This is a genomic window from Catellatospora sp. NPDC049133, assembly GCF_040648455.1.
Classification (GTDB): Bacteria; Actinomycetota; Actinomycetes; order Mycobacteriales; family Micromonosporaceae; genus Catellatospora; species Catellatospora aurea.
In genome coordinates this window covers 35,196-58,517 of sequence record NZ_JBEZDT010000007.1, presented here as the reverse complement: position 1 = coordinate 58,517, position 23,322 = coordinate 35,196, and the positions used below count along the sequence as shown (strand labels likewise).

Below are 23,322 nucleotides of genomic sequence, written 5' to 3'. Positions count from 1 at the left end.
TGCGTATCTTGAGGCCGCTTTCGCCCGGTTGCCAGGCAAGTTCGACGATCGTGGCGCGGTCGTCCCGTGCCGTGGGAGCCGGCCGGGGAGGGCGGGTCGGTTCGGTGCGGCGGGCGACGGGGACGCGAAGAGGGGGCGGGTCCGTGGTGGACCCGCCCCCTCTTTCAGGTGATCAGGACGATCAGACCTCGGTCATGTTCAGGCGGCGGCGGCGCGCCAGCATGAAGACCGCGAAGCCGAGCGCGACCAGCAGCAGGCCGGACACCACGAAGATGGTGACGTTGGCGCCGGTGCGGGGCAGGGTCGGCGGGGCCGAGGGCGAGGCCGACGGGGTCGGCGTCGGGCACTCCTTGGCCTCGGCCTGGTACTCGTCGATCTTGACGCCGTTCTCGAAGACCTCGATCGCCGTGGCGGCGGCCTTCGGGACGGTCACCTTGACCGGGTCCTCACCGGGCTGGATGGTGATCTTCTCGGTGGTGAAGCCGCCCGCGCCCTTGACCTCGAAGACCGCCGCCTTGGTGGCGTCCTTGGCGTTCATCAGGGTGACGGTGGCGACGCCGGTGCAGTCCGAGGCGAACACGGCCGACGGCTTCGGCGCGTTCTTCACACAGCTGCCCTCGAAGGCGACCACGCGCGACTGGGTGTCGCCCGGCTGGCCCTCCCAGTTCAGGCGGATCTTCAGACGCACCGCGGTGGCGTTGCCCGGCACCGCCTGGGTGGCCTGGACCGTGCCGCCGCCCGGGATGCTGACGCCGCCGTGCAGGCCGACGACGCTGGCCAGGTCGGTCAGCGGCTCCCAGTTCTCCGTGCCGTACTCGATGGCCGAGAACTTGGGGTCGTTCGGGTTCTCGGCCTTGTTGATGATCGTGACCTTGGCCGGGTCGGTGTAGTGCTTGTTGATCGCCGACCAGGAGACCTTCCAGTTGCCGGTCTCGGTGTCACACGCGGCCTGACCGGTGAGGTCGGCCTTGTAGTTGCCGCACTCGGACTTGTCGAGCGCGATGTGGCCCGCGTTGGTCTGGGTGACGCCGTTGGACCACTTGCCGAAGACGGTCAGGTCGGCGGTGGTGGTGTCGAGGCCGGTGCGCTGCTCGCCGACGATCTTGCCGAGCTTGCCGTTGGCCTTGCCCGGCAGGGTGGCGCCGTCGACGATGTTCGTGATCGCGCTGTCGGGCGACGACTTGTCGTCCACGACGTCGATCACGGCGGTCAGCTTGGTGTCCCAGTTCTCGACCGTCCAAGTGATGATCCACTCGTTCGGCGTGCACTTCGCCTTCGCGGTGATCGTGGTGTGGTGCGCCTGGGCGGGGCTGGCCAGAACGGCGACGCCCGCGAGGCCGAGCAGCACACTGCCGGAGTATGCCGCGAGGCGGCGCAGGATGGGGCTCTTCACACGTGCTCCAGTTCGGGGTGTGTGGGACGAGGGTGAAGCTGTGAAGCGACCGCCTGACCCTAGTGAAGCTCCATCCGGGGCACGAAGTGCTCAGAGAGCAGTTAAAGGAACCGTTGCCGAATCGTTATCGCATTCGGGTGACGATCCTTGTCTCGGTGGCGCTGCGCGCATGAACAGGTGAACCAGCGTCACCCAGCGACCGACGAGCAGACGACGATCAGCCGCCCGCGCCCATGCCGTAGCGTCGTGATCGTGACCAGGATTGTGGCCGGCCGGTACGGCGGGCGACGGCTTCATGCCCCGACCGGCCGCGACACCCGGCCCACCTCCGACCGCGTACGCGAGGCGCTGTTCTCGGCGCTGGAGGCCATGACGGACCTGTCCGGCGCGCGGGTGCTGGACCTGTTCGCGGGCTCCGGCGCGGTCGGCCTGGAGGCCCTGTCCCGCGGCGCGTCGCACGTGCTGCTGGTGGAGTCCGACGCCAAGGCCGTCCGGGTGATCCGGGAGAACATCGCCACGCTGGGTGCGGGAGCCGCGGCCCGGGTGGCGGCCGGCAAGGCGGCGACGGTGCTGGCCGGCGGCCCGGCCGACGGGGCCTACGACGTCGTGTTCGCCGATCCGCCGTACGCGCTGAGCGAGGAGGACCTCGCCGCGGTGCTGTCCGGGCTGGCCGGCAACGGCTGGCTCGCCGAGGACGCGGTGCTGGTCGTGGAGCGCTCCAGCCGCTCGCCGGAACCCGCCTGGGTGCAGGGCATCACTGGCGAACGCAGCCGCCGCTACGGGGAGACCGCCCTTTGGTACGGTCGCGCCGTTGCGCAGAGTGGCGGAGCGGTCTTACCGGAAGGGTGAGCAGCTAGTGAGGCGTGCGGTCTGTCCCGGATCCTTCGATCCGGTCACCCGGGGACATCTGGACATCATCGATCGGTCGTCGCGCCTGTTCGACGAGGTGATCGTCGCGGTGCTGGTCAACCAGACGAAGCAGGGGCTGTTCTCCATCGAGGAGCGCATCGAGATCCTGCGCGAGGTCACCAAGAACCTGCCCAACGTGCGGATCGAGTCGTTCCGCGGGCTGCTGGTCGACTACTGCCGCGACAACGACGCCCAGGTCGTGGTCAAGGGCATCCGCGCGGTCAGCGACTTCGACTACGAGCTGCAGATGGCGCAGATGAACATCGGCCTGTCCGGGGTGGAGACCCTGTTCATGCCGACCAACCCGCTGTACTCGTTCGTGGCGTCCAGCCTCGTCAAGGAGATCGCCAAGTGGGGCGGCGAGGTCTCCTCCTTCGTTCCGGAGCTGGTGGAACGGCGTCTGCTGGAGAAGTACCGGGACAGCGGGACCGACTGAACCGCAGGTCCGTCGCGGCGACGCGCCGCAGGGGTCCCCGGTCTGCCACACGGGTGGACGGGGGACGCATCATGGTGTGGACAACAACGCTGGACAAGGAGTGACCGTCGGTGGACCCACTCGACCGGATTGACGACATCATCGCGCTGGTGGAAGCCGCGCGATCGGTGCCGATGTCGCGTAACTGCATGGTCGACCGCGGTGAGCTGATCGGCGCGCTGGACCAGCTCCGGGCAGAGTTGCCCGGTGAGCTGCGGCGGGCCGCTGCCCTGCTGGAGGAGCGGGACAAGATCCTCGACGCCGGGCGGCGCGAGGCGGACCGCATCATCCACGAGGGTGAGCAGGAACACGCCCGGCTCGTCTCGGTGAACGAGATCACGGTCTCGTCCGAGCACGAGGGCTCGCGCATCGTCGGCGAGGCCCGTGCCGAGGCGCAGCGCCTGCGCGAGGAGGTCGACGAGTACGTCGACACCGCGCTGGGCAACTTCGAGCAGTTCCTGACGCGTGCGCTGGCCTCCATCGAGCGCGGCCGGGACAAGATGCACGCGCTGCGCGAGATCGGCTCGTTCGTCCCCGGCGACGACGACCGCCCCCTGCCTTTCTGAGTCATGCGGATCCCGCTGCTGAGTCATGCGGATCCCGCTACGCGGCCTTAATCGGTGTCATCCTGCGCTTGCGCTCCGGATGACACCGAGCGGCCGCTTCGACGGGCTCCTGGGCGCGTGACCGCGCCAACTGCTGGTGGCGGTTCGACGGGGGCCTGTCGCTTCAGGTAATCTTCTACGTCGGCCTGCGATGACGGCCTCCATCTACCTGCCCAGTGAAAGCTCATGTCTGCACACTCGACGAAGCACCTCGACCCGCGCGCTCCGCTCGTCCTCGACACCCGGGACCTGCCGCGAGGCGCGGGGTCGATGCGTGCCGTCCATCGGGTGGTGCCGGCACCGGCTGAGCTGGGTCTTCAGCTGATCGGTGTGCCCGAGGGCGCGGACCTGACGCTGGATCTGCGGCTGGAGTCGGTGTCGGAGGGCGTGCTCGTCTCCGGAACCGTCTCCGGTGAGGTGACGGGCGAGTGCGCCCGCTGCCTCGCCGACATCGGCGAGCCGCTGACCGTGAACATCCAGGAGCTTTTCGCGTACGCGGACAGCGCCACGGACGAGACCACGGACGAGGACGAGGTGGGCCGGCTCCAGGACGACATGATCGACCTTGAGCCGACGCTGCGGGACGCGGTGGTGCTGGCATTGCCGGTCAATCCGCTGTGCCGAGAGGACTGCCCAGGGCTGTGCTCCGAATGCGGGGCGCGCTGGGACGACCTGCCCGAGGATCACTCCCACGAGCAGATCGACCCGCGCTGGGCGAAGTTGGGCAAGCTGACCGGCTCTTCAGGGCCGGACGAGCCGGCCGAGCCGGCGCCCTAGATCGGTGACCTGCCCGCCGCGTTCGCCGCGGTGGGGGCCGAGACCCGGGTACGACGGCTGCGGCCGTACCGAGATAATGGTCGGCGACCGCCGACTACTACTGAGGAGTAAGACAGTGGCAGTCCCGAAGCGCAAGATGTCGCGCAGCAACACCCGTCACCGCCGGGCGCAGTGGAAGGTGAGCGCGGTCGCGACCGTCGCCTGCCCGCAGTGCAAGTCGGCCAAGCTGCCGCACGCCGCGTGCAGCGTGTGCGGCACCTACAACGGCCGCCAGGTTCTCGAGGTCTGAGTCTCAGGCGATCCCGGTGTTTCCGGGAAGCTGTGAAACGTCACGTCGCCGGCTGGTTCTCGCCAGCCGGCGACGTCGCCGTACCTGTGCTGCCCCTCAGCCGCCGGGAGGGGAGTGACTGATGGCCTCGAAGCCGTCCCAGGATCCGCGTGCCGCCGAGCGGTCCGCGGAGGCCGCCGCGGCCGATCTCGCCGCGGCGTTCGGCGTGACGCTGGAGCCCGAGCTGCTGGAGCGGGCGCTGACCCACCGCTCGTACGCGTACGAGCACGGCGGGCTGCCCACCAACGAGCGGCTGGAGTTCCTCGGCGACGCCGTGCTGGGCGTCGTCATCACCGCCTCGCTGTACGAGGCCCATCCGGACCTGCCCGAGGGCCGTCTGGCGAAGCTGCGGGCCAGCGTCGTGAACTCGCGCGCCCTGGCCGGGGTGGCCCGTTCCCTCGGCGGTGACGGCATCGGCCGGCACCTGCTGCTCGGCAAGGGCGAGGAGACCACCGGCGGGCGCGACAAGGAGTCGATCCTCGCCGACACGCTCGAGGCGCTGCTGGGCGCGATCTACCTCGAACACGGCATGGAGAAGGCCGCCGAGGTGGTCCGCGCGCTGTTCGACCCGCTGATGGCGGAGTCCGCGCGCCGGGGCGCGTCCCTGGACTGGAAGACGAGCCTGCAGGAGCTGACCTCCGCGCACGGCTGGGGCGTGCCCGAGTACGCCATCGAGGAGCAGGGCCCCGACCACGCCAAGATGTTCACCGCCTGGGCGGTCGTCGGCGGCGAGCGCTTCGGCGGCGTCACCGGCCGCACCAAGAAGGACGCCGAGCAGCGTGCCGCCGAGGACGCCTGGAAGCTGCTGTCGCACCGGGCCGTGGACATCTCCCACCCCGAGGCCCGGGAGGCCTGAGGCCGCGACCGTGGCCAGCCCTTTGACCATCCGACTCGCCTGGCACTCGTGCGATTCTTGAGCACGCTTTCGCCCAGGTGCCTGGCAAGTCGAGCGATCAAGGCCACCGGGTGCCGGTGGGAACGTCAGGGGTGTTGTTCATGATGAGGGCGACGCCCGGGCCACTGCTCGGGCGGTTCGCGTCGGCACTGCCGCGCCGTCGCTTCAACGGCCGGTGAGGGAGGCTGGAGTCATGCCCGAGTTGCCCGAGGTCGAGACGGTCCGCAGCGGGCTGGCCCGCTGGGTGGTCGGCCGCACCATCGCCACCGTGGAGGTGCGGCACCCGCGTGCCGTGCGCCGCCACCCGGCCGGGGCGCAGGACTTCGCCGACGTGCTGGCCAGGCGGACGATCACCGACGCCCGCCGCCGCGGCAAGTACCTATGGCTGCCGCTGGACAGCGGGGACGCGGTCGTCGGCCACCTCGGCATGTCCGGCCAGCTGCTGGTGCAGCCCGCGGACGCGCCGGAGGAGAAGCACCTGCACATCCGGTTCGACTTCAGCGACGACGGCCCGCAGCTGCGCTTCGTCGACCAGCGCACCTTCGGCGGGCTGGCGGTCTCGCCGGGCGGCGCGACGCTGCCGGCGGAGATCGCGCACATCGCCCTGGACCCGATGGACGCCGCGTTCGTCGAGGCCGACTTCCTGGCCGCGCTGCGGCGCAGACGCACCGCGGTCAAGCGGGCACTGCTCGACCAGACGCTGATCTCGGGGGTCGGCAACATCTACGCCGACGAGGCGCTGTGGCGGGCGAAACTGCACGGCGAGCGGCCCAGTGACGAGCTGACCAAGCCGGCCGCCTCGCGGCTGCTCGGGCACGTGCGCGACGTGCTCGGCGAGGCCATCGCGGTGGGCGGCACGACCTTCGACGCGCTGTACGTGAACGTCAACGGCGAGTCGGGCTACTTCGACCGCTCGCTCAACGCGTACGGGCGCGAGGGCGAGCCGTGCTCGCGGTGCGGGTCGCCGATCCGGCGCGAGCAGTTCATGAACCGCTCGTCGTTCTCGTGCCCGCGCTGCCAGCCCAGGCCGCGCACGGTGGGCCGGGCGTGACCCGCCTGCAGGCCGGGTCGCGGTCCCTTCGTCGCCCGGCTTGAGGTTCAGCCCGGGGGCCGGTCGGGCGAGTCCGGGACGGTCAGGTCGGCGTCGGCGTGCTCGGCGTCGAGCAGGCCGACCGGCAGCGACATCCGGTGCGCCTGCGTGATCAGCTCGTCGACGACGCTGTGCGGCGCGCCGGCCAGCTGGTCCAGGACCGCGGCGTCGAAGCCCTTGTCCCGGCACAGCCGCAGCCGGTCGGTGAGGATGGGCGTGATCCGGGTGCGCAGCTCGCCCTCCGGGGCGTCCCAGCGCACCCGCCCGGCCGCGCTGGTCATCTCGGCGGGGAAGCGCGCCGCGTCGGGCCGATCGCGTTCGACCTCGGCCAGCGGCAGGTAGCAGACCGCCCGGCGGCGGGCGTGGTGCAGGTCCTCGACCGTGGCCGCGGCGGTGGTGAACCCGTCCAGCACGAACACGTCGGCCGCGGCGGGCTGCGGCGGCGCGGCCAGCGACCACTGCCAGCGCAGCCGGTCGGGTACGGCGGCCGGCGGTGGGGCGTCGTACCAGTGGGTCGGCCGGGCCGGTGTGGCGCAGGCGACGCAGCCGAGCGCGACCATCGCGCTGACCGGGACACGGGCCCCCGCGATCCGCACGGCTACACCGGGACCGGCACGACCGCGGACGCCCCGTGGATGGACGCCTCGTGGGTGGCCAGGCCGAACCGTGCGCCGCGGCCGCGCATCAGCTCGTGGCAGGCCGCGATCTGGTCCAGCGGCACCGAGTGCACCAGGTGCGCGTCACCGGGCCGTACGCCCTCCTCGGTGCCGTGCCGGTAGCGGTCCCAGGGGCCCTCGAAGGTGCACAGCACCGCGCCCAGGCCCCGGTAGATGGAGTCGGTCGGGCGGCCCGGGTTCACCAGCAGCGTGTCGAAGCCGATCCGGCGGGCCGCGCGGACCGCGACGGCGACCGGGCCGATCGAGTACGGGCTGGTCGGGGCCTGGTCGAAGAAGACGCCCCGGACCGGGTAGCCGGCCCAGCGGCCGAGCTCGGCCCGCACCTGCTCGGCCGGTCGCGCGCCGAAGGCCAGGTCGACGTAGCCGAGCAGCCCGGCGCCGGCGCGGACCAGCCGGGTGGTCGCCGCCGTCCAGGTCGGGTCGAGCCCGCTGCCAGGCCCGGCGTCGATGTTGAGCAGGACGGTCGCGCCGACGCCGGCGGCCTCGATCGTCGCCCACAGCTCCGGGTTCAGCTGCGGGTGTGCGGGAAGTGGGAGCAGGGGGGTCACGCTCGTACAACGACCGATATCGGTGTGCCGCGACTGCCCGGAAGTGACTGTCGGCTAGCCGACTGGCTCCCCGCCGCCGCTACTCGCGGCCGAACTCCTGCGTCCAGTACGCCCGGCGCTCCTGGTAGGCCAGGCCCACGCCGGTCGCCCGCGCGTCGCAGTTCAGGATGTTGTTGCGGTGCCCGGTGCTGGCCATCCACGCGTCCACGACGGCCTGGGCGGTCGAGTAGCCGTAGGCGATGTTCTCGCCTGCCGCATGCCGGCGTGGGTAGCCTGCGTCCTCCAGGCGGTCGACGAAGCTGCTGCCGTTGCGGCCGGTGTGGCTGAAGTAGTCGTACCGGGCCATGTCGGCGCTGTGCCGCCGGGCCGCGTCGGCCATCTGCGTGTCGGTGTGCAGCCGCCCGCAGCCGGCCCGGTCGCGCTCCCGGTTGATCAGGACGGCGACGAGGCTTTCCAGGGCGGTGATCCGGTCGCTCTCGGGACTGGTCCGCGGGGTGGGGACGGCGGCCCGCGCGGCGGCGGGCCGATTCGCGGCGGACACATCCGGAACGGCGGCGGCCGATCTCGGGGACACGTGCGGCGACCCCGGCGGGGTGATCCGCGATGACGGAGTGTCACCGGAAAGTGTGGCCGCGGTGTCATCCGAACCGGTGACAGCCGCCCCGCCCGCGGTGGGAGGTCCCCCGGCCGGGGTGGGGGCGGCGGGCGGTCCGCTCAGCGCCAGCGCGCCGCCGACCAGGGCGGCGAGTAGCGCACCCGAGCCGATCAGCGCGGGCAGCAACCGTAGAGGCGCACGATGCCGGCCGGCGTAACGGCCACGAGGTGCCACCGCCTGACGCTAGCAAGCCGGGGCGGTTTGTCGCCTCTCGACACCTTCCGTGATGTGTGGCGCAGGGCAACTTGACGTTACGGGCGTATCGGCGGAGTATGGATACGTCGCCAGTCGCGCCCGACCGCGCTCGCCAGCCATATCCGGAGAAACATTCCGGATGGCACGGGCCGGGAGTCGCGAATAACTGGGCGCGCGTTTGGCCGGCGAACCGGCAGCGCTTCACAAGGAGACGATATGGCGAAGGCCCTCTATGGCCACGTCGCCGCTGCGCCAGATCGGCGTATGCTCGACGAGGTCACCCGGTTGCGTGCCACGGTGCGGGCACTGGAGTTCGAGGTAACCCGGTTGCGTGCGGAGAACGATCGGCTGGCGGCTGCTGCTGCCGAGGCCGACGACTTCTTCCGCATTGCCGAGCCGGCTCTGACCTGAACAAATCCCGCGTGAGCGGGACCGTGGCCGACCGCCGCTTCTGCCGGCGTCGCCACAGTGCACCAGTCCTAATGCGCGCCTCCACTCCTGTGGCGGCGCGCTTTTTCATGTGCCGGGCCGAACGGGCGCCGGCGGCGGTTTAACCGTCCGGCAGGGTTGGGCATACGACAGCGGCGGCATCGGCGGCGCGTCCGGTGGCCGATCTCCTGTTGGGTACCCTGCAGCTTTGACCGGATAGCATGTGCCACCCGCCGACCGGCGGGATCGCTGATGATCATTTTCGGAGCGCCGTGCACCTCAAGAGCCTGACGGTGAAGGGCTTCAAGTCCTTCGCCTCCGCGACCACGCTGCGGCTGGAGCCGGGCATCACCTGTGTGGTGGGCCCGAACGGCTCCGGCAAGTCCAACGTGGTGGACGCGATCTCGTGGGTGCTCGGCGAGCAGGGCGCCAAGGCGCTGCGCGGCGGCAAGATGGAAGACGTGATCTTCGCCGGCACGTCCGGCCGGCAGCCGCTGGGGCGCGCCGAGGTCACCCTCACCATCGACAACGCCGACGGCGCGCTGCCGATCGACTACACCGAGGTCTCGATCACCCGCCGGATGTTCCGCTCCGGCGAGAGCGAGTACGAGATCAACGGCGACGCCTGCCGCCTGATGGACATCCAGGAGCTGCTGTCCGACTCCGGCATCGGCCGCGAGATGCACGTCATCGTCGGCCAGGGCCGGCTCGACAGCGTGCTGCACGCCCGGCCCGAGGACCGCCGCTCGTTCATCGAGGAGGCCGCGGGCGTCCTCAAGCACCGCAAACGCAAAGAGAAGGCGCTGCGCAAGCTCGACGCGATGCAGGCCAACCTGAACCGCGTCACCGACCTCACCGACGAGTTGCGCCGCCAGCTCAAGCCGCTGGGCCGGCAGGCCGAGGTGGCCCGCCGCGCCGCGACCATCCAGGCCGACCTGCGCGACGCCCGGCTGCGGCTGCTCGCCGACGACCTGTTCACGCTGCGCACGACCCTGGACAAGGAGGTCGCCGACGAGGCGGCCCTGCGCACCCGGCGGGAGCTGGTCGAGGAGGAGTACGAGCAGGTCCAGCTGCGGCTGTCGGTGCTGGAGCAGGCGCACGCCGCCGACGCGCCCGCGCTGACCCAGGCTCAGGACGTCTGGTACCAGCTCTCCGCGCTGCAGGAGCGCTTCCGCTCCACCGCCCAGCTGGCCGCCGAGCGGCACCGCCACCTGGCCGCGCCCGCCGAGGACGAGCGCTCCGGCCGCGACCCGGAGCGGCTGGAGGCCGAGGCCGAGGCGGTACGCGAGCAGGAGGAGGCGCTGCGCGAGGCGCTCACCGAGGACCAGGTGCGGCTGGCTGAGGCCGTCGAGCGCCGCCAGGAGCTGGAGCGCCAGCTCGCCGGGGCCGAACGCGCGCTGGTCGCCGCCGTGAAGGCGATCGCGGATCGGCGCGAGGGCATGGCCAAGCTGTCCGGCCAGGTCAACGCCGCGCGTACGCGCACCGCGACCGCGTCGGAGGAGATCGAGCGCCTGTCCACGGCGTACGGCGACGCCGCGATGCGGGCCGAGGCCGCCCAGGAGCAGGTCGAGGCCGTCGCCGAGCAGACCTCCGACGCCGATCGTGACAACGCCGACCTGGACACCGCCCACGCCGTCGCGGTCGCCGCGTACGAGGAGGCCAACGCCGCGGTCAAGCGTGCCTCCGACGCCGAGCGCGCCGCCGAGAAGGAGGCCACCGGCTGGAAGGCCCGCGAGGAGGCGCTCGCGCTCGGCCTCAACCGCAAGGACGGCGCGGGCGCGCTGCTGGCCCGCGGCGGCGAGGTGCCCGGCCTGCTGGGCAGCGTCGCGTCGCTGCTGGCCGTCGAGCCCGGCTGCGAGGCGGCACTCGCCGCGGCGCTGGGTGCGCTGGCCGACGCGGTCGCGGTGTCCGGCGTCGACGAGGCGACCGAGGCGATGCGGCTGCTCAAGATCCAGGATGCGGGCCGGGCCGCGCTGCTGATCGGCACGCCGACTCCGCAGTCCCGCCCCGACGTGGCGCTGCCGCCCGGCGCCCGCTGGGTGCTGGACGTGGTGCGCTGCGCCGACACCATCCGTCCCGCGATCACCAGCGCGCTGCGTGACGTGGTGCTGGTCGCCGACCTGCGGGCCGCGTCCGCGCTGGTCGCCGCGCACCCGTCGCTGCGCGCCGTGACCGCCGAGGGCGATCTGGTCGGCGCGTTCGCCGGGGCCGGTGGCTCGGCCAAGGCCCCCAGCTACATCGAGGTGCAGGCGGCCGTCGACGAGGCCCGCGCCAAGCGTGCCGCGGCCGAGGAGTCGATCGCCGTCCTGCGGGAGGAGATCGCCGAGGCCCGCGAGCTGGCCACCGCGCGCAAGCGTGACGTGGACGAGGCCGCCGCCGCCAAGCGCGCCGCGGAGGGCGAGCGCAACGCCGCCGCCCGCCGCCTGGCCGAGGTCAGCGCCGCCGCCCGCTCCGCGCAGGCCGAGGCGCAGCGCCTGGCCGCCTCCCGCGACAAGGCCGTCGCCGCCCGCGAGCAGGACCTGGTCCATCTGGCCGAGCTTGAGGAGCGGCTGATGGCCGCCGAGTCGGTGCCGGTCGACGAGGACCCGTCCACCGCCGAGCGCGACCAGCTCGCCGCGCTGGTGCCGCAGGCTCGGCAGAACGAGGTCGAGGTGCGTCTCGCGGTGCGCACCGCCGAGGAGCGCGTCTCGCAGATCGCCGGCCGGGCCGACTCGCTGCTGCGCCAGGCCGCCGCCGAGCGCGCCGCCCGGGAGCGGGCCGCCGCCCGCCGGGCCGCCCGCGAGCGCGGAGCCGCCGTGGCCAAGGCCGTCGAGTCCGGCACCCGTGAGGTGCTGACCAGGTTGAACGTGGCGCTGGAGGAGGCGGCCGAGCGGCGGGACACCATCGCCGAGGCGCGTACGGCCCGGGAGGCCGAGCTGGCGCAGGTGCGCAACGGCGCGAAGCGGCTCGGCGACGACCTGAACCGGCTCACCTCCGAGGTGCACCGCGACGAGGTGGCCCGCGCCGAGCAGCGCATGCGCATCGAGCAGCTGGAGACCCGTGCCGCGGAGGAGTTCTCGCTGGACGTGGAGACCCTGCTCGGCGAGTACGGTCCCCAGGTCCCGGTGCCGGTGATCATGCTCGGTTCGGCGGACCTCGCCGAGCCGGAGCCCTACGACCGGGCCATCCAGGAGAAGCGCGCCGCCAAGGCCGAGCGCGACCTGGGCCTGCTCGGCAAGGTCAACCCGCTGGCGCTGGAGGAGTTCGCGGCACTGGAGGAGCGCTACAAGTTCCTCTCCGACCAGCTCGAAGATCTCAAGGCGACCCGCAAGGACCTGCTCACCGTGGTCAAGGACGTGGACGACCGCATCCTGGAGGTGTTCACCACCGCGTTCGAGGACACCGCGCGCGAGTTCCAGGTGGTCTTCCCGATCCTTTTCCCGGGCGGCGAGGGCCGGCTCGTGCTGACCGACCCGGAGAACATGCTCACCACCGGCGTCGAGGTCGAGGCGCGCCCGCCCGGCAAGAAGATCAAGCGGCTGTCGCTGCTGTCGGGTGGCGAGCGCTCGCTGACCGCGGTGGCGATGCTGTGCGCGATCTTCCGTGCCCGCCCCAGTCCCTTCTACATCATGGACGAGGTGGAGGCGGCGCTCGACGACGTCAACCTCGGCCGCCTGATCACCCTGTTCCAGGAGCTGCGCTCGCGCAGCCAGCTGATCATCATCACGCACCAGAAGCGCACCATGGAGGTCGCCGACGCCCTGTACGGCGTGACCATGCGCAACGGTGTGACCGAGGTGATCAGCCAGCGTCTGAAAGGCGAGTCCGCATGAGGCGTCGGCCGGCCGAGGCCCTGCTGATCGACTTCGACGGGGTGCTGCGCCACTTCGATCCGTCCGCCTACGGCGACTTCGAGGACCGGCACGGCATCGCCCCCGCTCGGCTGCTGGAATCCGGCCTGGAGTGGGCCCGCCAGCTGCCGGCGATCACCGGTCACTGGACCCGGCAGCAGTGGCTGGACGCGATCGCGGCGCACACCGGAGCACCCGCCGCGGCACTGACCGAATGGGACGCCTACCCCGGGTTTGTCGACCAGGCCGTGCTCGCGTTCGTCCGTGAGGTGCGCGCGGCCGGTCGCAAGGTCGGCCTGGCCACGAACGCGACCGATGATCTGCACGACGACTTGGGGCTGCTCGGTCTCAAGGGCGACTTCGACGCGATCGTCTCCTCGGCCGAACTCGGCGTGCACAAGCCGACGAAAGAGTTCTTCAAGGCCGCTTGCCTGGCCCTGGAGACCCCACCGGATCGGTGCCTGTTCATCGACGACACCGACCGCAACATCCGCGGTGCCCGCGTCGCCGGTCTGTCCGCCCTCCGCTGGGACGGCCCCGACGTGCTGACCTACGCCCGCGCCGCCCTCGCGCTCTGACCCGCGACCGCAAGGGCCAATCCACCGTGCCCCGCCGGTCCGTCCCCGCCGACCCGCCCGGCCCGTCCAAGGTCATCGGACTTGCCTGGCACCTGTGCGTTTCTTGAAGGCGCTTTCGCCCAGGTGCCAGGCAAGTCGAGTAATCATGTGGGGCTGGCGCGGCTGGGGGCCGCATTCGGCTCGGTGTGAAAGTTTCTCTCGGGATGTGGAAACGGTAAGGGGCGGTGACAACCGGATCTCCGTGCTGCGCGTGACTACTACCGGACTCTTGCCGATCTCCAGGGCCGCCTCTCGCTGAGAGCGATCTCCGGTAGCCGCGAGGGTGCGCACGACCCGATTCGGCGAGGGGAGCGCGGCGATGACGTCGTCGCTGGAAGTGGACCGCGTGACGGTGGAGTACACCGCCGGAGCGCCGGTGCTGCGTGACGTGTCCGTGGCGGCCCAGGCGGGCCGCATGCTCGCGGTGACCGGCCCGTCCGGCGCGGGCAAGACGACGCTGCTGCGGGCCATGGCGGGGGTGCTGCGCCCGGTCAGCGGCGCGGTGGCGGTGGACGGCAAGCCGCTGCGCGACCGCGACGACGCGGTGTCGCGACGGGTGGTGCTCATCCCCCAGGACAACGGCCTCGCCACCATCCTCACCGCGGGCGAGAACGTGCAGGTCGTGCTGGTGGCCAACGGTTTCTCCCCGGAGGATGCCCGCCGGGCCACGGCCGAGTCGCTGGAGCACGTCGGCCTGTCCGCGCAGGCGGGGCAGCTCGTCGAGGAGCTGTCCGGCGGCCAGCAGCAGCGTACGGCGATCGCCCGCGGCCTGGCCCTGTCCGGCGCGGTGCTGCTGGCCGACGAGGTCACCAGCGAGCTGGACGCCGCCAACCGGGCCCGGGTGCTCGACCTGCTGCGCGCCGAGGCGGACCGGGGCGCCTGCGTCGTGCTGGCCACCCACGACCTGGAGGCCGCGGCCGCCTGCGACGCCGAACTCCACCTGCTCGACGGCGCTGCCGAGCTGGTCCGCGCCTGACCCCCGCCCCGGTGCGGACTCGATCGCGCCCGACCCCACCCCTGGTCCGGACTCGATCCCGCACCCCGTGATCCGGACATGGCCGCCACCGACCCCGACCCGATCGCGCCCGACATCACCCCTGGTCAGGCTTGATCGCGCGGGGCCCCACCCCCTGATCCGCCGCCCGTGGAAGCGCTTCCGGCGCTCGGAGCGGGTATCCCCGAAGAGGTAGCGCATGCTTCGCTTGGTGCTCGGCGTGCTGGCGAGCCGCCGCAGCCAGGCCGTCATCCTGGCCGTGCTCGCCGTGCTGGCGGTCGCCGCCGGGACCGCCGCGCCGCTCTACGCCTCCGCCGCCGACCGCGCCGTGGTCGCCGCCGAGCTGCGCGCGGCCACCGCGGCCGAACGGGCCATCACCTTCACCGCCGAGATCGCCGCGGCGAACGGGTATACCTCCCAGCTCGACAGCCTGCGCGGTCAGGTCGCCGAGCGCACCGACGGCAGCGGGCTGACCGAGATCGTCGCGGTGCACGCCGACGGGCGGGTGCCGGGCGTGTCCCCGGTCGACGCGCCGCTGTCCATGCGCGCGGACGTGTGCGAGCACCTGGTGCTCACCGCCGGGACCTGCCCCGCCGCCGCGGGCGAGGTCGCGATCAGCGAACCCACCGCCCAGCGGCTCGGGTTGAGCACCGGCGGCGAGTTCACCTACCGGGCGCACAAGGCTCCGGAGCCGGTGACGCTGCGCGTGGTCGGCGTGTACGACCCCGCGGGCCCGCTGGCCGGCGGCGACCCGTACTGGGCGGGCCGGGCCGACTACACGCCGCGGCCGCAGCGCGTGGGCAACCCGCTGTTCGTGGCCGCGCCGACGGTGGCCGAACTCCGAGCCACCACGCTGATCGCGACCGTGGACATGATCGCCGGGGACGAGGCGTTCACGGCCGGCAACCTCGACGGGCTGACCGAGGTGGTCAAGCCGGGGATGGGGCTGGTCGGCGTACGGATCGACAACGGCCTGCCGCGGCTGCTGCAGCGCATCGAGGAGACCCGACAGGTGCTGAGCCTGGCCGCCCCGCTGGGCGCGGTGCAGCTACTGGTCGTGTGCTGGTTCGTGCTGCTGATGGCGATCGGGTACACCGCCTCGGAGCGGCGCAGCGAGCTGGCGCTGGGCCTGCTGCGCGGGGTGCCGCCCCGGCACCGGGCGCTGCTCGCGCTCGGCCCGACGGCGTTCGTGCTGCTGGTCGCGGCCCCGTTCGGGGTGCTGCTGGGCTGGCTGCTGGTGCGCCTGCTGACCTGGGCGACGTTCGCGCGGGCGCAGGACGTGGTGCTCGATCAGGGAGCGCTGCTGGCGGCCGGCGGCACGCTGCTCGTCGTCATGATCAGTGCCGCGGTCGCCGAGCGCCGGGTGTTCTCCGGCTCGCTCATGGAAGGACTGCGGCAGGTGCCGACCCGGCGGCGACGCCGCGTCGGGCTGGTCGAGCTGGGCGTGGCGGTGGTCGCCCTGGCCGCGATCGGGCAGTCGTACGCCTCGGACAGCCAGGAGGGCGGGCTGCCGCTGCTCGCGCCACTGCTGCTGGCGATCGTGGTCGGCCTGCTCACCGCCCGGGTGGTGCGTTCCGCGGCGACCCGGTTCGGCGCGTCCCGCCTGCACCGGGGCAAGCTCGCGCACGGGCTCGCCGCGCTCCAGGTGGCCCGCCGCCCCGGCGCGGACCGCCTGGTCGCGCTGACCGTCGTCGCGGTGGCCCTGGTCGGATACACCGTGAGCGCGTGGGACGTGGCCGCGAACGCGGCCAGGGAACGTGCCGAACTGGCGCTGGGCGCGCCGCGGGCGCTGACCGTGTACGCCCCGTCGCGTACCGCGCTGCTGACCGCGGTCGCCAAGGCCGACCCGGACGGCGCCTGGGCCATGGCGGTGACCCGCCAGGACGACCCGGACATGACCCTGCTGGGGGTGGACAGCACCCGGCTCGCGACCGTCGCGCTGTGGCCCGCCGGTGCGACCGTGTCGGCGGTCGACACGGCACGGATGCTGCGTGCTCCGGCGGGCGACCCGGTGATCGTGGCCGGTGACGGACTGGAGTTCGAGGTGGAGACCACCCCGGAGTTCGACGGCCCCATGCGGCTGACCGCCGCCCTGGTCGGGCCGGACGGCGCCCCGGTCACCGGCGCGGTCGAGATCGCCGACGGGGCCGGGCGTACGAGCTACAAGCTGGACCTGCCGGCGTGCGCGGTCCCGCCCGGCTGCCGCCTGTACTGGCTGAGCTTCCCCGTCTCACCCGACGGCTTCACGCTGCGCGGCCTGCGCCAGCTCGGCCCGGACCGGGTCCTGCTGGAGGGCCAGGCCATCGGCGCGGCGTCGCGATGGCGGGCCGACATGGGCGCTGAGCGCGAGGTCACGGTGCTCAACTCCGACGACGCGGTGAGCCTGCGCTACGTGCCCAGCGATCCGCGCCAGATCAGCACAGACATCAGGCTGTACGTGTCCGACGCGCCTGTGCCGCTGCCGGTGGTCGCGGCCGGGCCGCCGTGGCTGGCGCACACCGGCGAGCTGGCCGAGATCGAGCCGCTCCAGGCGCTGCCCCGGCCGGTGGACCTGCGCTGGGTGTCGCCGGTGCTGCCGGGCGCGGGCACCGACGGGGCCTTGTTCGACCTGCAGAACGCCGACCGGCTCAGCGGCAGCCGGGACAACGCGATCCAGCTCCAGGTGTGGCTGAACGCCGCCGCCCCCGCCGACGCGGTGGACCGGTTGCGCGCGGCTGGCCTGGTGCCGGTGCGCGACGAGGCGGTCGGCGAGCGTGTCGACCGCTACCGCGAGCAGGGCGCGGGACTGGCGCTGCGGCTGCACCTGGCCGCGGCGGTGCTCAGTGTGCTGCTGGTGGCGCTGGCCGTGCTCGTGCTCGCCGCGACGGACCGCCGTAACCGGTCGGCCGAGCTGGCGGCCCTGCGTACGCAGGGACTGCCCGCCGGTGCGGCCGCCCGCGCGGGCCGCCTCGGCAACCTCGCGATGATCGGGATCGCCGCGCCGGTGGGCGCGTTGACGGCTGCCGTGGCGTGGGCCGTCAGCGGCCCGGCCCGGCAGATGCTGACCGCCAGCGGCGGGCTGGCACCACCGGGACCCGGCCTGGCGCTGGTCGCGGCAGCGGTCGCCGCGGCGACGTTGGTGCTGCTGGCGGCCGCGCTGACGGCGGGACGTTCTCTGGTCAGGGCCACCACCGGCCGCCCCGGCAGTGTGGAGGGACAGCGATGACGGCGCTGCTGTGGGCGATGGTGCGGGCCCGGCGCGGGCTGGCCGTGATCACGCTGCTGCTGACGGCACTGGCGGCGGCCGCCGCCGCGGCAGGACCGCTCTACCAGGACGCGGCCGCCGTGTCGCTGCGCGGCGTCGAGGTCGCCGCGGCCACCGTCGGCGAACGGGTCGTCACCGCGCAGACCTCGGACGACCCGCGCGGCGGCGACCAGCCGCTGCGGCCGTACGTGCCCGGCATGGTCACGCTCAGCGGGATCTCGGCTCAGGTCGTCGTCACCGGCGAGCAGGGCGAGGAGAACGAGCAGGGCATGTTCCTGGCCACCCGGACCGGGATCTGCGAGCACCTGACCATCGTCCGGGGCCGGTGCGCCACTGGCGAGCGCGAGGTCGTGCTGCGCGTGGACGCCGCCTCCGAGCTCGCCGCGCTACCCGGCCAGGACCTGGAGTTCCGTTCGCCGCCGGCTGGGCCGCAGGACGAGGACCCGCCCGCGCCGGTGCGCCTCACCGTCGTCGGCCTCTACCAGCCGGTCCGGCTCGACGACCCGTACTGGGGCGATCGGCAGGTCCTCACCGGTCTGGAGCAGCCCGCCGCGTTCGCCACCGAGCGCACCGTGGCGGCCGTCGACGGCAGCCGGATGCGCATGGTGGACCTCCTGATCACCCCGGCGGCGTTCGAGGACACCGACCGGCTGCGCGACGACCTCGGCGACGCCGAGTCGGAACTGGACGCGGGCGGTTTCGGCACCGACACCGAGGTGGACAACCTCATCGCCCGGATCAGCGCCGGCGAGGAGCAGCTGGCGTCGAGCCTGCTGCTGGCGGCCGTGCCGCTGGTGATGCTGTGCTGGCTGGTCCTGTTCATCGCGGTGGCCGGCGGCGTCGAGCAGCGGCGCGGCGAGCTGGGCCTGACCGCGCTGCGCGGCGTGCCCGCCCGCACCCGGTGGTGGCTGGCCACCGCCGAGACGTCCGTGCCGGTGCTGGTCGCCGTGATCCCCGGCTACCTGCTCGGGTACGCCGCGACCGCGCTGCTCGCGGCGGTCGCGCTGCCGGGCTCACCGCCGGTGTATCTGAACCCGGCGTCGGCGCTGTACACCGCCGTGGCGGTGCTCGGCGCGCTGCTGGCCGGGCTGCTCGCGCAGGTGCGCGCGCTGACCACGCCGGTGCTCGGCCTGCTGCGCCGGGCCCGGGTGCGCCGCCGCGGCGGCCTGGTCGGCGGCGTCGAGGCGATGGTCGGCGCGCTCGCGCTGGTCGCCGGTTACCAGGTCGCGGCGGGCGGGGACACCGGCTCGGGCGGCATCGGGCTGCTCGCGCCGCTGTGCATCGCGCTGGGCCTGGGCCTGGTCGCGGCGCGCGCGGTCGGGGTGCCCGCCGAACGGCTCGGCCGCCGGGCGCTGCGCCGCGGCCGGCTGCGCACCGGCCTGGCCGCGCTGACGCTGGCCCGGGGCGGCGGCACGCACTGGGTCGTGGTGCTGCTGACCGTCGTGTTCGGGCTGCTCGGCTTCGCGCTGTCGGCCCGGGACGTGGCCGCACAGGCCTGGCACGAGCGGGCCGAGGTGCAGGTCGGCGCGGCCCGGGTGCTGCGGGTCGAGACGCTGCCCGCGGCCAGCCTGCTGCACGCGGTGCGCACCGCGGACCCGGCCGGCCGGTACGCGATGGCGGCCATGCGGGTCAACGTGAACACCGAGACGAAGCTGCTGGCGGTGGACAGCTCCCGGCTCCCGGCGGTGGCGCTGTGGCCGGACGCGTACGGCGCCACGGCCCCGGCCGAGGTGGCGCGGCAGTTGCGGCCCGCCGAGGTCACGCCGCTCTCGCTGACCGCAGCCGAGGTCGATGTCACCGTCACGCTGGACCGGATCGAGCCGGGCGCCACGGCGGGCCTCACCCTGCGCCTGGTCGGCGTCGGCGGCGCGCAGTCCAGCGTCCGGGTGGAGAAGCTGAAGCCGGGCACGCACGCGTACCGGATCGCCACACCCGCCTGCGCGGCCGGTCCTTGCCAGCTCCGGCAGCTGTCGGTGGACCTGTTCACGCCCAAGCGGTACCTGGTCGACCTGACCATCGGCGACCTGCGCGACCGCACCGGCAAGACGGTGCTCGGCGGCGCGGACCTGGCGGGCCACCACTGGCGGCTGCCGCAGACCAGCGCCGCGCGGCCAGTGCCGGACCTGGTCCCCGCCGCGGGCGGCCTGCGGGTGTCGGTGGACAGCGTGCTCACCCCCGACATGCGCGCCTCCGCCGATCCCGCGCCCGACCCGCTGCCCCTGGTCGCCGCCGGTGACCTGCCGCCCGAGCTGCTCGGAGCGGGCGGCACGGTGCGGGTCCCGATCGTCCGCGCGGGCACCCTGCCCCTGGTGCCGCGTTACGGCGCGCACGGCGCGCTGGTCGACCTGCAGTACGCCGACCTGCGGGTGGGCGGCGAATCGGACGCCCAGGAACCCGAGGTCTGGCTGGCCGCCGACGCCCCCGCAGATCTCGTCCAGCGCCTGGAGGCCAACGGGCTGAAGGTGCTCGGCGAGCGGAACGCGGCCGGGCAGCTGCGGCTCTACGAGGAGCAGGCCCCCGCGCTGGCGATGCTGTTCCTGGCCGCGGCCGCGCTGGTCGGCGTGCTCTTCGCCGCGGGCGGCCTGCTGGTCACCGCGGTGCTCGAACGCGGCCGCACCGACGAGGGGCTGGCCACCCTGCGCGGTCAGGGCGTGCGCGCGGCGGTGCTGCGCGGCGCGGACCTGGGCGGGCGGTTCGCCCTGGTGCTCACGGGCACCCTGATCGGCCTGCTGGCCGCGGCGCTGTCGTGGGCGCTGGCCCGCGGGGTGCTGCCGGTGTTCGGCGACGGGGGCACCGCCGTGCCGCCGCCCGACCTGCCTGGTCCGCTGGTCACCGCCCCGATCGCGGTGGCCCTGCTGGTGCTGTTGACAACGTGCCTGCTCGCCACGAGGGTGGCGCGCGGGAGCGAGGGAGCGACGTCGTGAAGAACTCCAGCCTGACCGGTCTGGCCGTGGTGTGCCGCCGGGTGGTGCACATCTACCGCGCCGAGGGCGGCGACGTGGTCGCGCTGGCCGGCGTCGACCTGGACATCGCGCCGGGGGAGCGGGTGGCCCTCGTCGGGCCGTCCGGCTCCGGCAAGTCGACGCTGATCGCGCTGCTGGCCGGGCTGATGCGGCCCAGCGCGGGGCGGGTGCAGATCGGCCTGGTGGACATCGGCCGGATCAGCGAGGCCGAGCTGGCCCGGTTGCGCGGCACCGACCTGGGCGTGGTGCTGCAGGGGGCGCGGCGCAACCTGCTGCCGTACGCCACCGTGCTCAGCAACGTGTGGCTGGCCCAGCGCCGGGCGGCGCACGTGCGCCCCGCCGACCTGGAGCCGCCGGAGCGCATCCTGGCGCTGCTCGGGCTGACCGGCCTGGGCCACCGCAAGGTGCAGGACCTGCCGCCCGGTGCGGCGCAGCGGGCCGCGATCGCGGTCGGCATGGCCGCCTCACCCGGCCTGCTGCTCGTCGACGAGCCGACCAGCCAGCTCGACCGGACCGCCCGGGACGAGGTGCTGGCGGCGCTGGAGGCGGTCAACACCGAGCGCGGCACCACCATCGTCGCCGTGACGCACGACCCCGACGTGGGCGCGCGGCTGGGCCGGGCGGTGACCATCCGCGACGGCCGGGTCGGCTCGGAGGGGCGCGACGGGCGGGAGTTCGCGGTCATCGCGGGGGACGGCACCGTGCAGTTGCCGCCGGACGTGCTGGATGTGCTGCCGCCGGGCACGCTGCTCACGGTCGAGCACGCGGGCGGCAAGGTCACGTTGGTCACGGACGACCACTCGGTGTCGGTGCCGGTCAGTACTGAGGCCGTCTGACCGCCATCTGCGCGGCCGGGCCGTCGGTGGCGACGCCCGGCGCTCGCTTCCGCCGCGCCTTCTATCGACGTTGGCCTATTGCATCGAGTTCGATCGCCGCGCGACAGTCGATTTAATAGGCCAACGTCGATGACAGGGCGGGGTCCGGGGACCCGGCGCGGCGGATCGCCGGACGGTCGGGTGTCGGAAAGGTGACATCGAGGGGTCAGCGGGTGAGGTCGTGGCGGCGGACGGGGGACAGGCCGGCGCCGCCGGCGGTGCCCTCGATGACGACCGAGGCGGCGCGGCCGCGGTGGGTGAGCGTGGCCACGGCGCTGCCGAAGTACGGCGGGTCGTAGGCCGTCCAGCGCACCGCCGGACGGGGCACGCCGAACAGGCGGGCGACCAGCGCGGCCGGGCCGGACAGCGCCCGCCACCAGCCCACCCGCAGCAGCGTGCGCATGACGCCCTGGATGCTCTGGTGCAGCGGCGAGCAGGTGATCTGGTGCACGGTCGCGGTCGCGCCGGGGATCGCGGCGCGGGCGACGTACGAGTGGTGCACGTCGCCGCCGAGCACGCTCACCGTTGCCGGGCCGCGCACCCCGGCGATCAGCGCCGTCAGCTCGTCGAAGGAGTGCCCGACGGCCGCCCAGTGCTCCAGGTCGTACTTCTGGCGCAGCCGCTCCATGCCGGGCCGCTTCGCCGCCAGCACCTCGATGACGGCCTCACCGTGGTGGATCGTCGGCGCTAGCAGCCACGGCAGCGAGCAGGCCAGCACGAGGTGGTCGCAGTCGGCGCGAGCCTGCTCGGTCAGGTCGTCCCAGTGCTCCTGCGGCCACATGCGGCGTTCGGGCCCGTCGATCACCCGGTTGCCCCGGCAGTCGAGCATGACCAGCCGCGTACGGCCGACGTCGACGGTGTATCCCCACGGATAGGGGTCCGGCCCTGCCGGGGTGGCGACCCGGGCCGCGAACTCGCTCAGCACCGCAGTGGCGTCCTCGCCGGCCCGGATGCGCGTCCACACCGGGTCGCCGTCGAGCTGCGCCGGGGCGAGGTTGCCGAGGTGCTGGAACAGCCAGTACGAGGCGATGCCGGTGGTGCTGCGCTCGCCCCACCAGGGCTCGCGGCGCACCTCGGCGAGCCAGGCGGCCGAGGAGTTCCAGTCGTCCATGATCTCGTGATCGTCGAAGATCATCACGCTGGGCACCGTGGACAGCAGCCAGCGGACCGGCATCTCGGTCCACGACTCGTGGTAGAGGTGCACGTACTCGGCGAACGTGACGACGTGTCCCTCGGGCGCGGAGCCCGGCCTGGTCTGCTCGGCCAGCCAGCTGCGGGTCGGGGCGGACAGGCCGTCGGCGTAGATCTGGTCGCCGATCAGCGCCAGCAGGTCGGGCAGGTCGGCGTGCCCGTGCCGGGCCTGCGTGAGCAGCCGGTGTCCGAGCGCCTCCAGCGCGTCCGGGTCGTGTCCGGCCTCGGCGTGGGTCTGCGCGCTGGCCTCGCGGCAGGAGCCGAACGCGATCACCGCGTCGGCCTGTCCCGGATCGCGGATGGTGATCACGGAATCGGGGTATCCCGGCAGCGGCCACACGGCCGCGCCGTCGAGTTCGACGGTGTACGAGTTCGCACCGGTCGGCAGTCCGGCCAGCACCACCAGTCCCACGTGCACCCCGAACGCCTCGAACGTGTCCGACGTCACGCTCGCCTCACCCGCGCGCACGCGCACCCGCGCGGGCTGGTCGGTCTGTACCCAGATGACCGCCTGGTCACCGTCGACGCGCCGCAGGAGGGGGCCGAGGAGGAGGTTCGCCACGCGGACATCCTCCGTGATCGGGACGGTGGTGGCCAGGGCCGGGGCTGTCGTATCGGCGCGCGCGGCCTCC

19 protein-coding genes are annotated in these 23,322 nt (G+C 73.4%); 14 read left to right on the top strand and 5 right to left on the bottom strand.

Annotated features, from left to right (window positions below; all coding sequences use genetic code 11):
* Positions 1-181 precede the first annotated feature (181 nt).
* Positions 182-1,393 (bottom strand): LPXTG cell wall anchor domain-containing protein, encoded by a 1,212-nt coding sequence (locus tag AB0B35_RS09700; RefSeq protein ID WP_361042963.1) that lies wholly within the window; start codon positions 1,391-1,393, stop codon positions 182-184.
* Positions 1,394-1,609: 216 nt separating this feature from the next.
* Here AB0B35_RS09700 and rsmD point away from each other — a divergent pair, with 216 nt between their 5' ends.
* From rsmD to mutM, 7 genes are all read left to right on the top strand, one after another.
* Positions 1,610-2,242, top strand: a complete 633-nt coding sequence (rsmD, locus tag AB0B35_RS09695; protein WP_361043362.1) for a 16S rRNA (guanine(966)-N(2))-methyltransferase RsmD — start codon at positions 1,610-1,612, stop codon at positions 2,240-2,242.
* A gap of 7 nt (positions 2,243-2,249) precedes the next feature.
* Positions 2,250-2,738 (top strand): pantetheine-phosphate adenylyltransferase, encoded by a 489-nt coding sequence (coaD, locus tag AB0B35_RS09690; RefSeq protein ID WP_361042961.1) that lies wholly within the window; start codon positions 2,250-2,252, stop codon positions 2,736-2,738.
* 110 nt (positions 2,739-2,848) lie between these two features.
* On the top strand, positions 2,849-3,343 hold the full coding sequence (locus AB0B35_RS09685; protein WP_360520473.1) for a hypothetical protein: 495 nt from the start codon (positions 2,849-2,851) through the stop codon (positions 3,341-3,343).
* Between the two features lie 225 nt (positions 3,344-3,568).
* Positions 3,569-4,159 (top strand): DUF177 domain-containing protein, encoded by a 591-nt coding sequence (locus AB0B35_RS09680; RefSeq protein WP_361042959.1) that lies wholly within the window; start codon positions 3,569-3,571, stop codon positions 4,157-4,159.
* 115 nt (positions 4,160-4,274) lie between these two features.
* Positions 4,275-4,448 carry a 50S ribosomal protein L32 gene (gene rpmF / locus AB0B35_RS09675; RefSeq protein WP_120318486.1) on the top strand — a complete coding sequence of 58 codons (174 nt, stop codon included), beginning with the start codon at positions 4,275-4,277 and terminating at the stop codon, positions 4,446-4,448.
* A 121-nt stretch (positions 4,449-4,569) separates the two neighbouring features.
* Positions 4,570-5,343 carry a ribonuclease III gene (gene rnc / locus AB0B35_RS09670; protein ID WP_361042957.1) on the top strand — a complete coding sequence of 258 codons (774 nt, stop codon included), beginning with the start codon at positions 4,570-4,572 and terminating at the stop codon, positions 5,341-5,343.
* A gap of 232 nt (positions 5,344-5,575) precedes the next feature.
* Positions 5,576-6,433: a bifunctional DNA-formamidopyrimidine glycosylase/DNA-(apurinic or apyrimidinic site) lyase gene (gene mutM, locus AB0B35_RS09665; RefSeq protein WP_361042954.1), complete on the top strand. Its 858-nt coding sequence runs from the start codon at positions 5,576-5,578 to the stop codon at positions 6,431-6,433.
* 47 nt (positions 6,434-6,480) lie between these two features.
* On the opposite strand, the gene AB0B35_RS09660 is transcribed toward mutM, so the two are convergent.
* The 3 genes from AB0B35_RS09660 to AB0B35_RS09650 form a co-directional block, all read right to left on the bottom strand.
* A complete protein-coding gene (locus tag AB0B35_RS09660; RefSeq protein WP_361042952.1) occupies positions 6,481-7,068 on the bottom strand; it encodes an endo alpha-1,4 polygalactosaminidase in 588 nt (195 codons plus the stop codon).
* A gap of 2 nt (positions 7,069-7,070) precedes the next feature.
* A complete protein-coding gene (locus AB0B35_RS09655) occupies positions 7,071-7,697 on the bottom strand; it encodes a spherulation-specific family 4 protein (RefSeq protein ID WP_203694319.1) in 627 nt (208 codons plus the stop codon).
* Between the two features lie 79 nt (positions 7,698-7,776).
* The gene (locus AB0B35_RS09650) at positions 7,777-8,526 is read right to left on the bottom strand and encodes a CAP domain-containing protein (RefSeq protein ID WP_361042948.1); all 750 of its coding nucleotides are present in this window, start codon (positions 8,524-8,526) and stop codon (positions 7,777-7,779) included.
* 237 nt (positions 8,527-8,763) lie between these two features.
* Between AB0B35_RS09650 and AB0B35_RS09645 the strand changes: the two genes are divergently transcribed.
* The 7 genes from AB0B35_RS09645 to AB0B35_RS09615 all read left to right on the top strand — a co-directional run bounded on the left by AB0B35_RS09645 (position 8,764) and on the right by AB0B35_RS09615 (position 21,460).
* Positions 8,764-8,958, top strand: coding sequence for a hypothetical protein (locus tag AB0B35_RS09645; protein WP_203694320.1), 195 nt, complete (start codon positions 8,764-8,766; stop codon positions 8,956-8,958).
* A 290-nt stretch (positions 8,959-9,248) separates the two neighbouring features.
* Positions 9,249-12,788 (top strand): chromosome segregation protein SMC, encoded by a 3,540-nt coding sequence (gene smc / locus AB0B35_RS09640; protein WP_361042945.1) that lies wholly within the window; start codon positions 9,249-9,251, stop codon positions 12,786-12,788.
* Complete coding sequence (locus tag AB0B35_RS09635; RefSeq protein ID WP_361042942.1) at positions 12,785-13,384, top strand: HAD-IA family hydrolase; 600 nt, start codon at positions 12,785-12,787, stop codon at positions 13,382-13,384. The genes smc and AB0B35_RS09635 overlap by 4 nt, the downstream gene beginning before the upstream one ends.
* 358 nt (positions 13,385-13,742) lie before the next feature.
* On the top strand, positions 13,743-14,399 hold the full coding sequence (locus AB0B35_RS09630) for an ATP-binding cassette domain-containing protein (RefSeq protein WP_360520448.1): 657 nt from the start codon (positions 13,743-13,745) through the stop codon (positions 14,397-14,399).
* Positions 14,400-14,616: 217 nt separating this feature from the next.
* The gene (locus AB0B35_RS09625) at positions 14,617-17,622 is read left to right on the top strand and encodes an FtsX-like permease family protein (protein WP_361042939.1); all 3,006 of its coding nucleotides are present in this window, start codon (positions 14,617-14,619) and stop codon (positions 17,620-17,622) included.
* The gene (locus tag AB0B35_RS09620; RefSeq protein WP_361042935.1) at positions 17,619-20,585 is read left to right on the top strand and encodes an FtsX-like permease family protein; all 2,967 of its coding nucleotides are present in this window, start codon (positions 17,619-17,621) and stop codon (positions 20,583-20,585) included. The genes AB0B35_RS09625 and AB0B35_RS09620 overlap by 4 nt, the downstream gene beginning before the upstream one ends.
* Positions 20,586-20,596: 11 nt before the next feature.
* Entirely contained in the window at positions 20,597-21,460 is an 864-nt protein-coding gene (locus tag AB0B35_RS09615; protein WP_361043359.1) for an ATP-binding cassette domain-containing protein, read from the top strand.
* A gap of 205 nt (positions 21,461-21,665) precedes the next feature.
* On the opposite strand, the gene AB0B35_RS09610 is transcribed toward AB0B35_RS09615, so the two are convergent.
* The gene (locus AB0B35_RS09610) at positions 21,666-23,252 is read right to left on the bottom strand and encodes an alkaline phosphatase D family protein (protein WP_361042933.1); all 1,587 of its coding nucleotides are present in this window, start codon (positions 23,250-23,252) and stop codon (positions 21,666-21,668) included.
* Positions 23,253-23,322 lie beyond the last annotated feature (70 nt).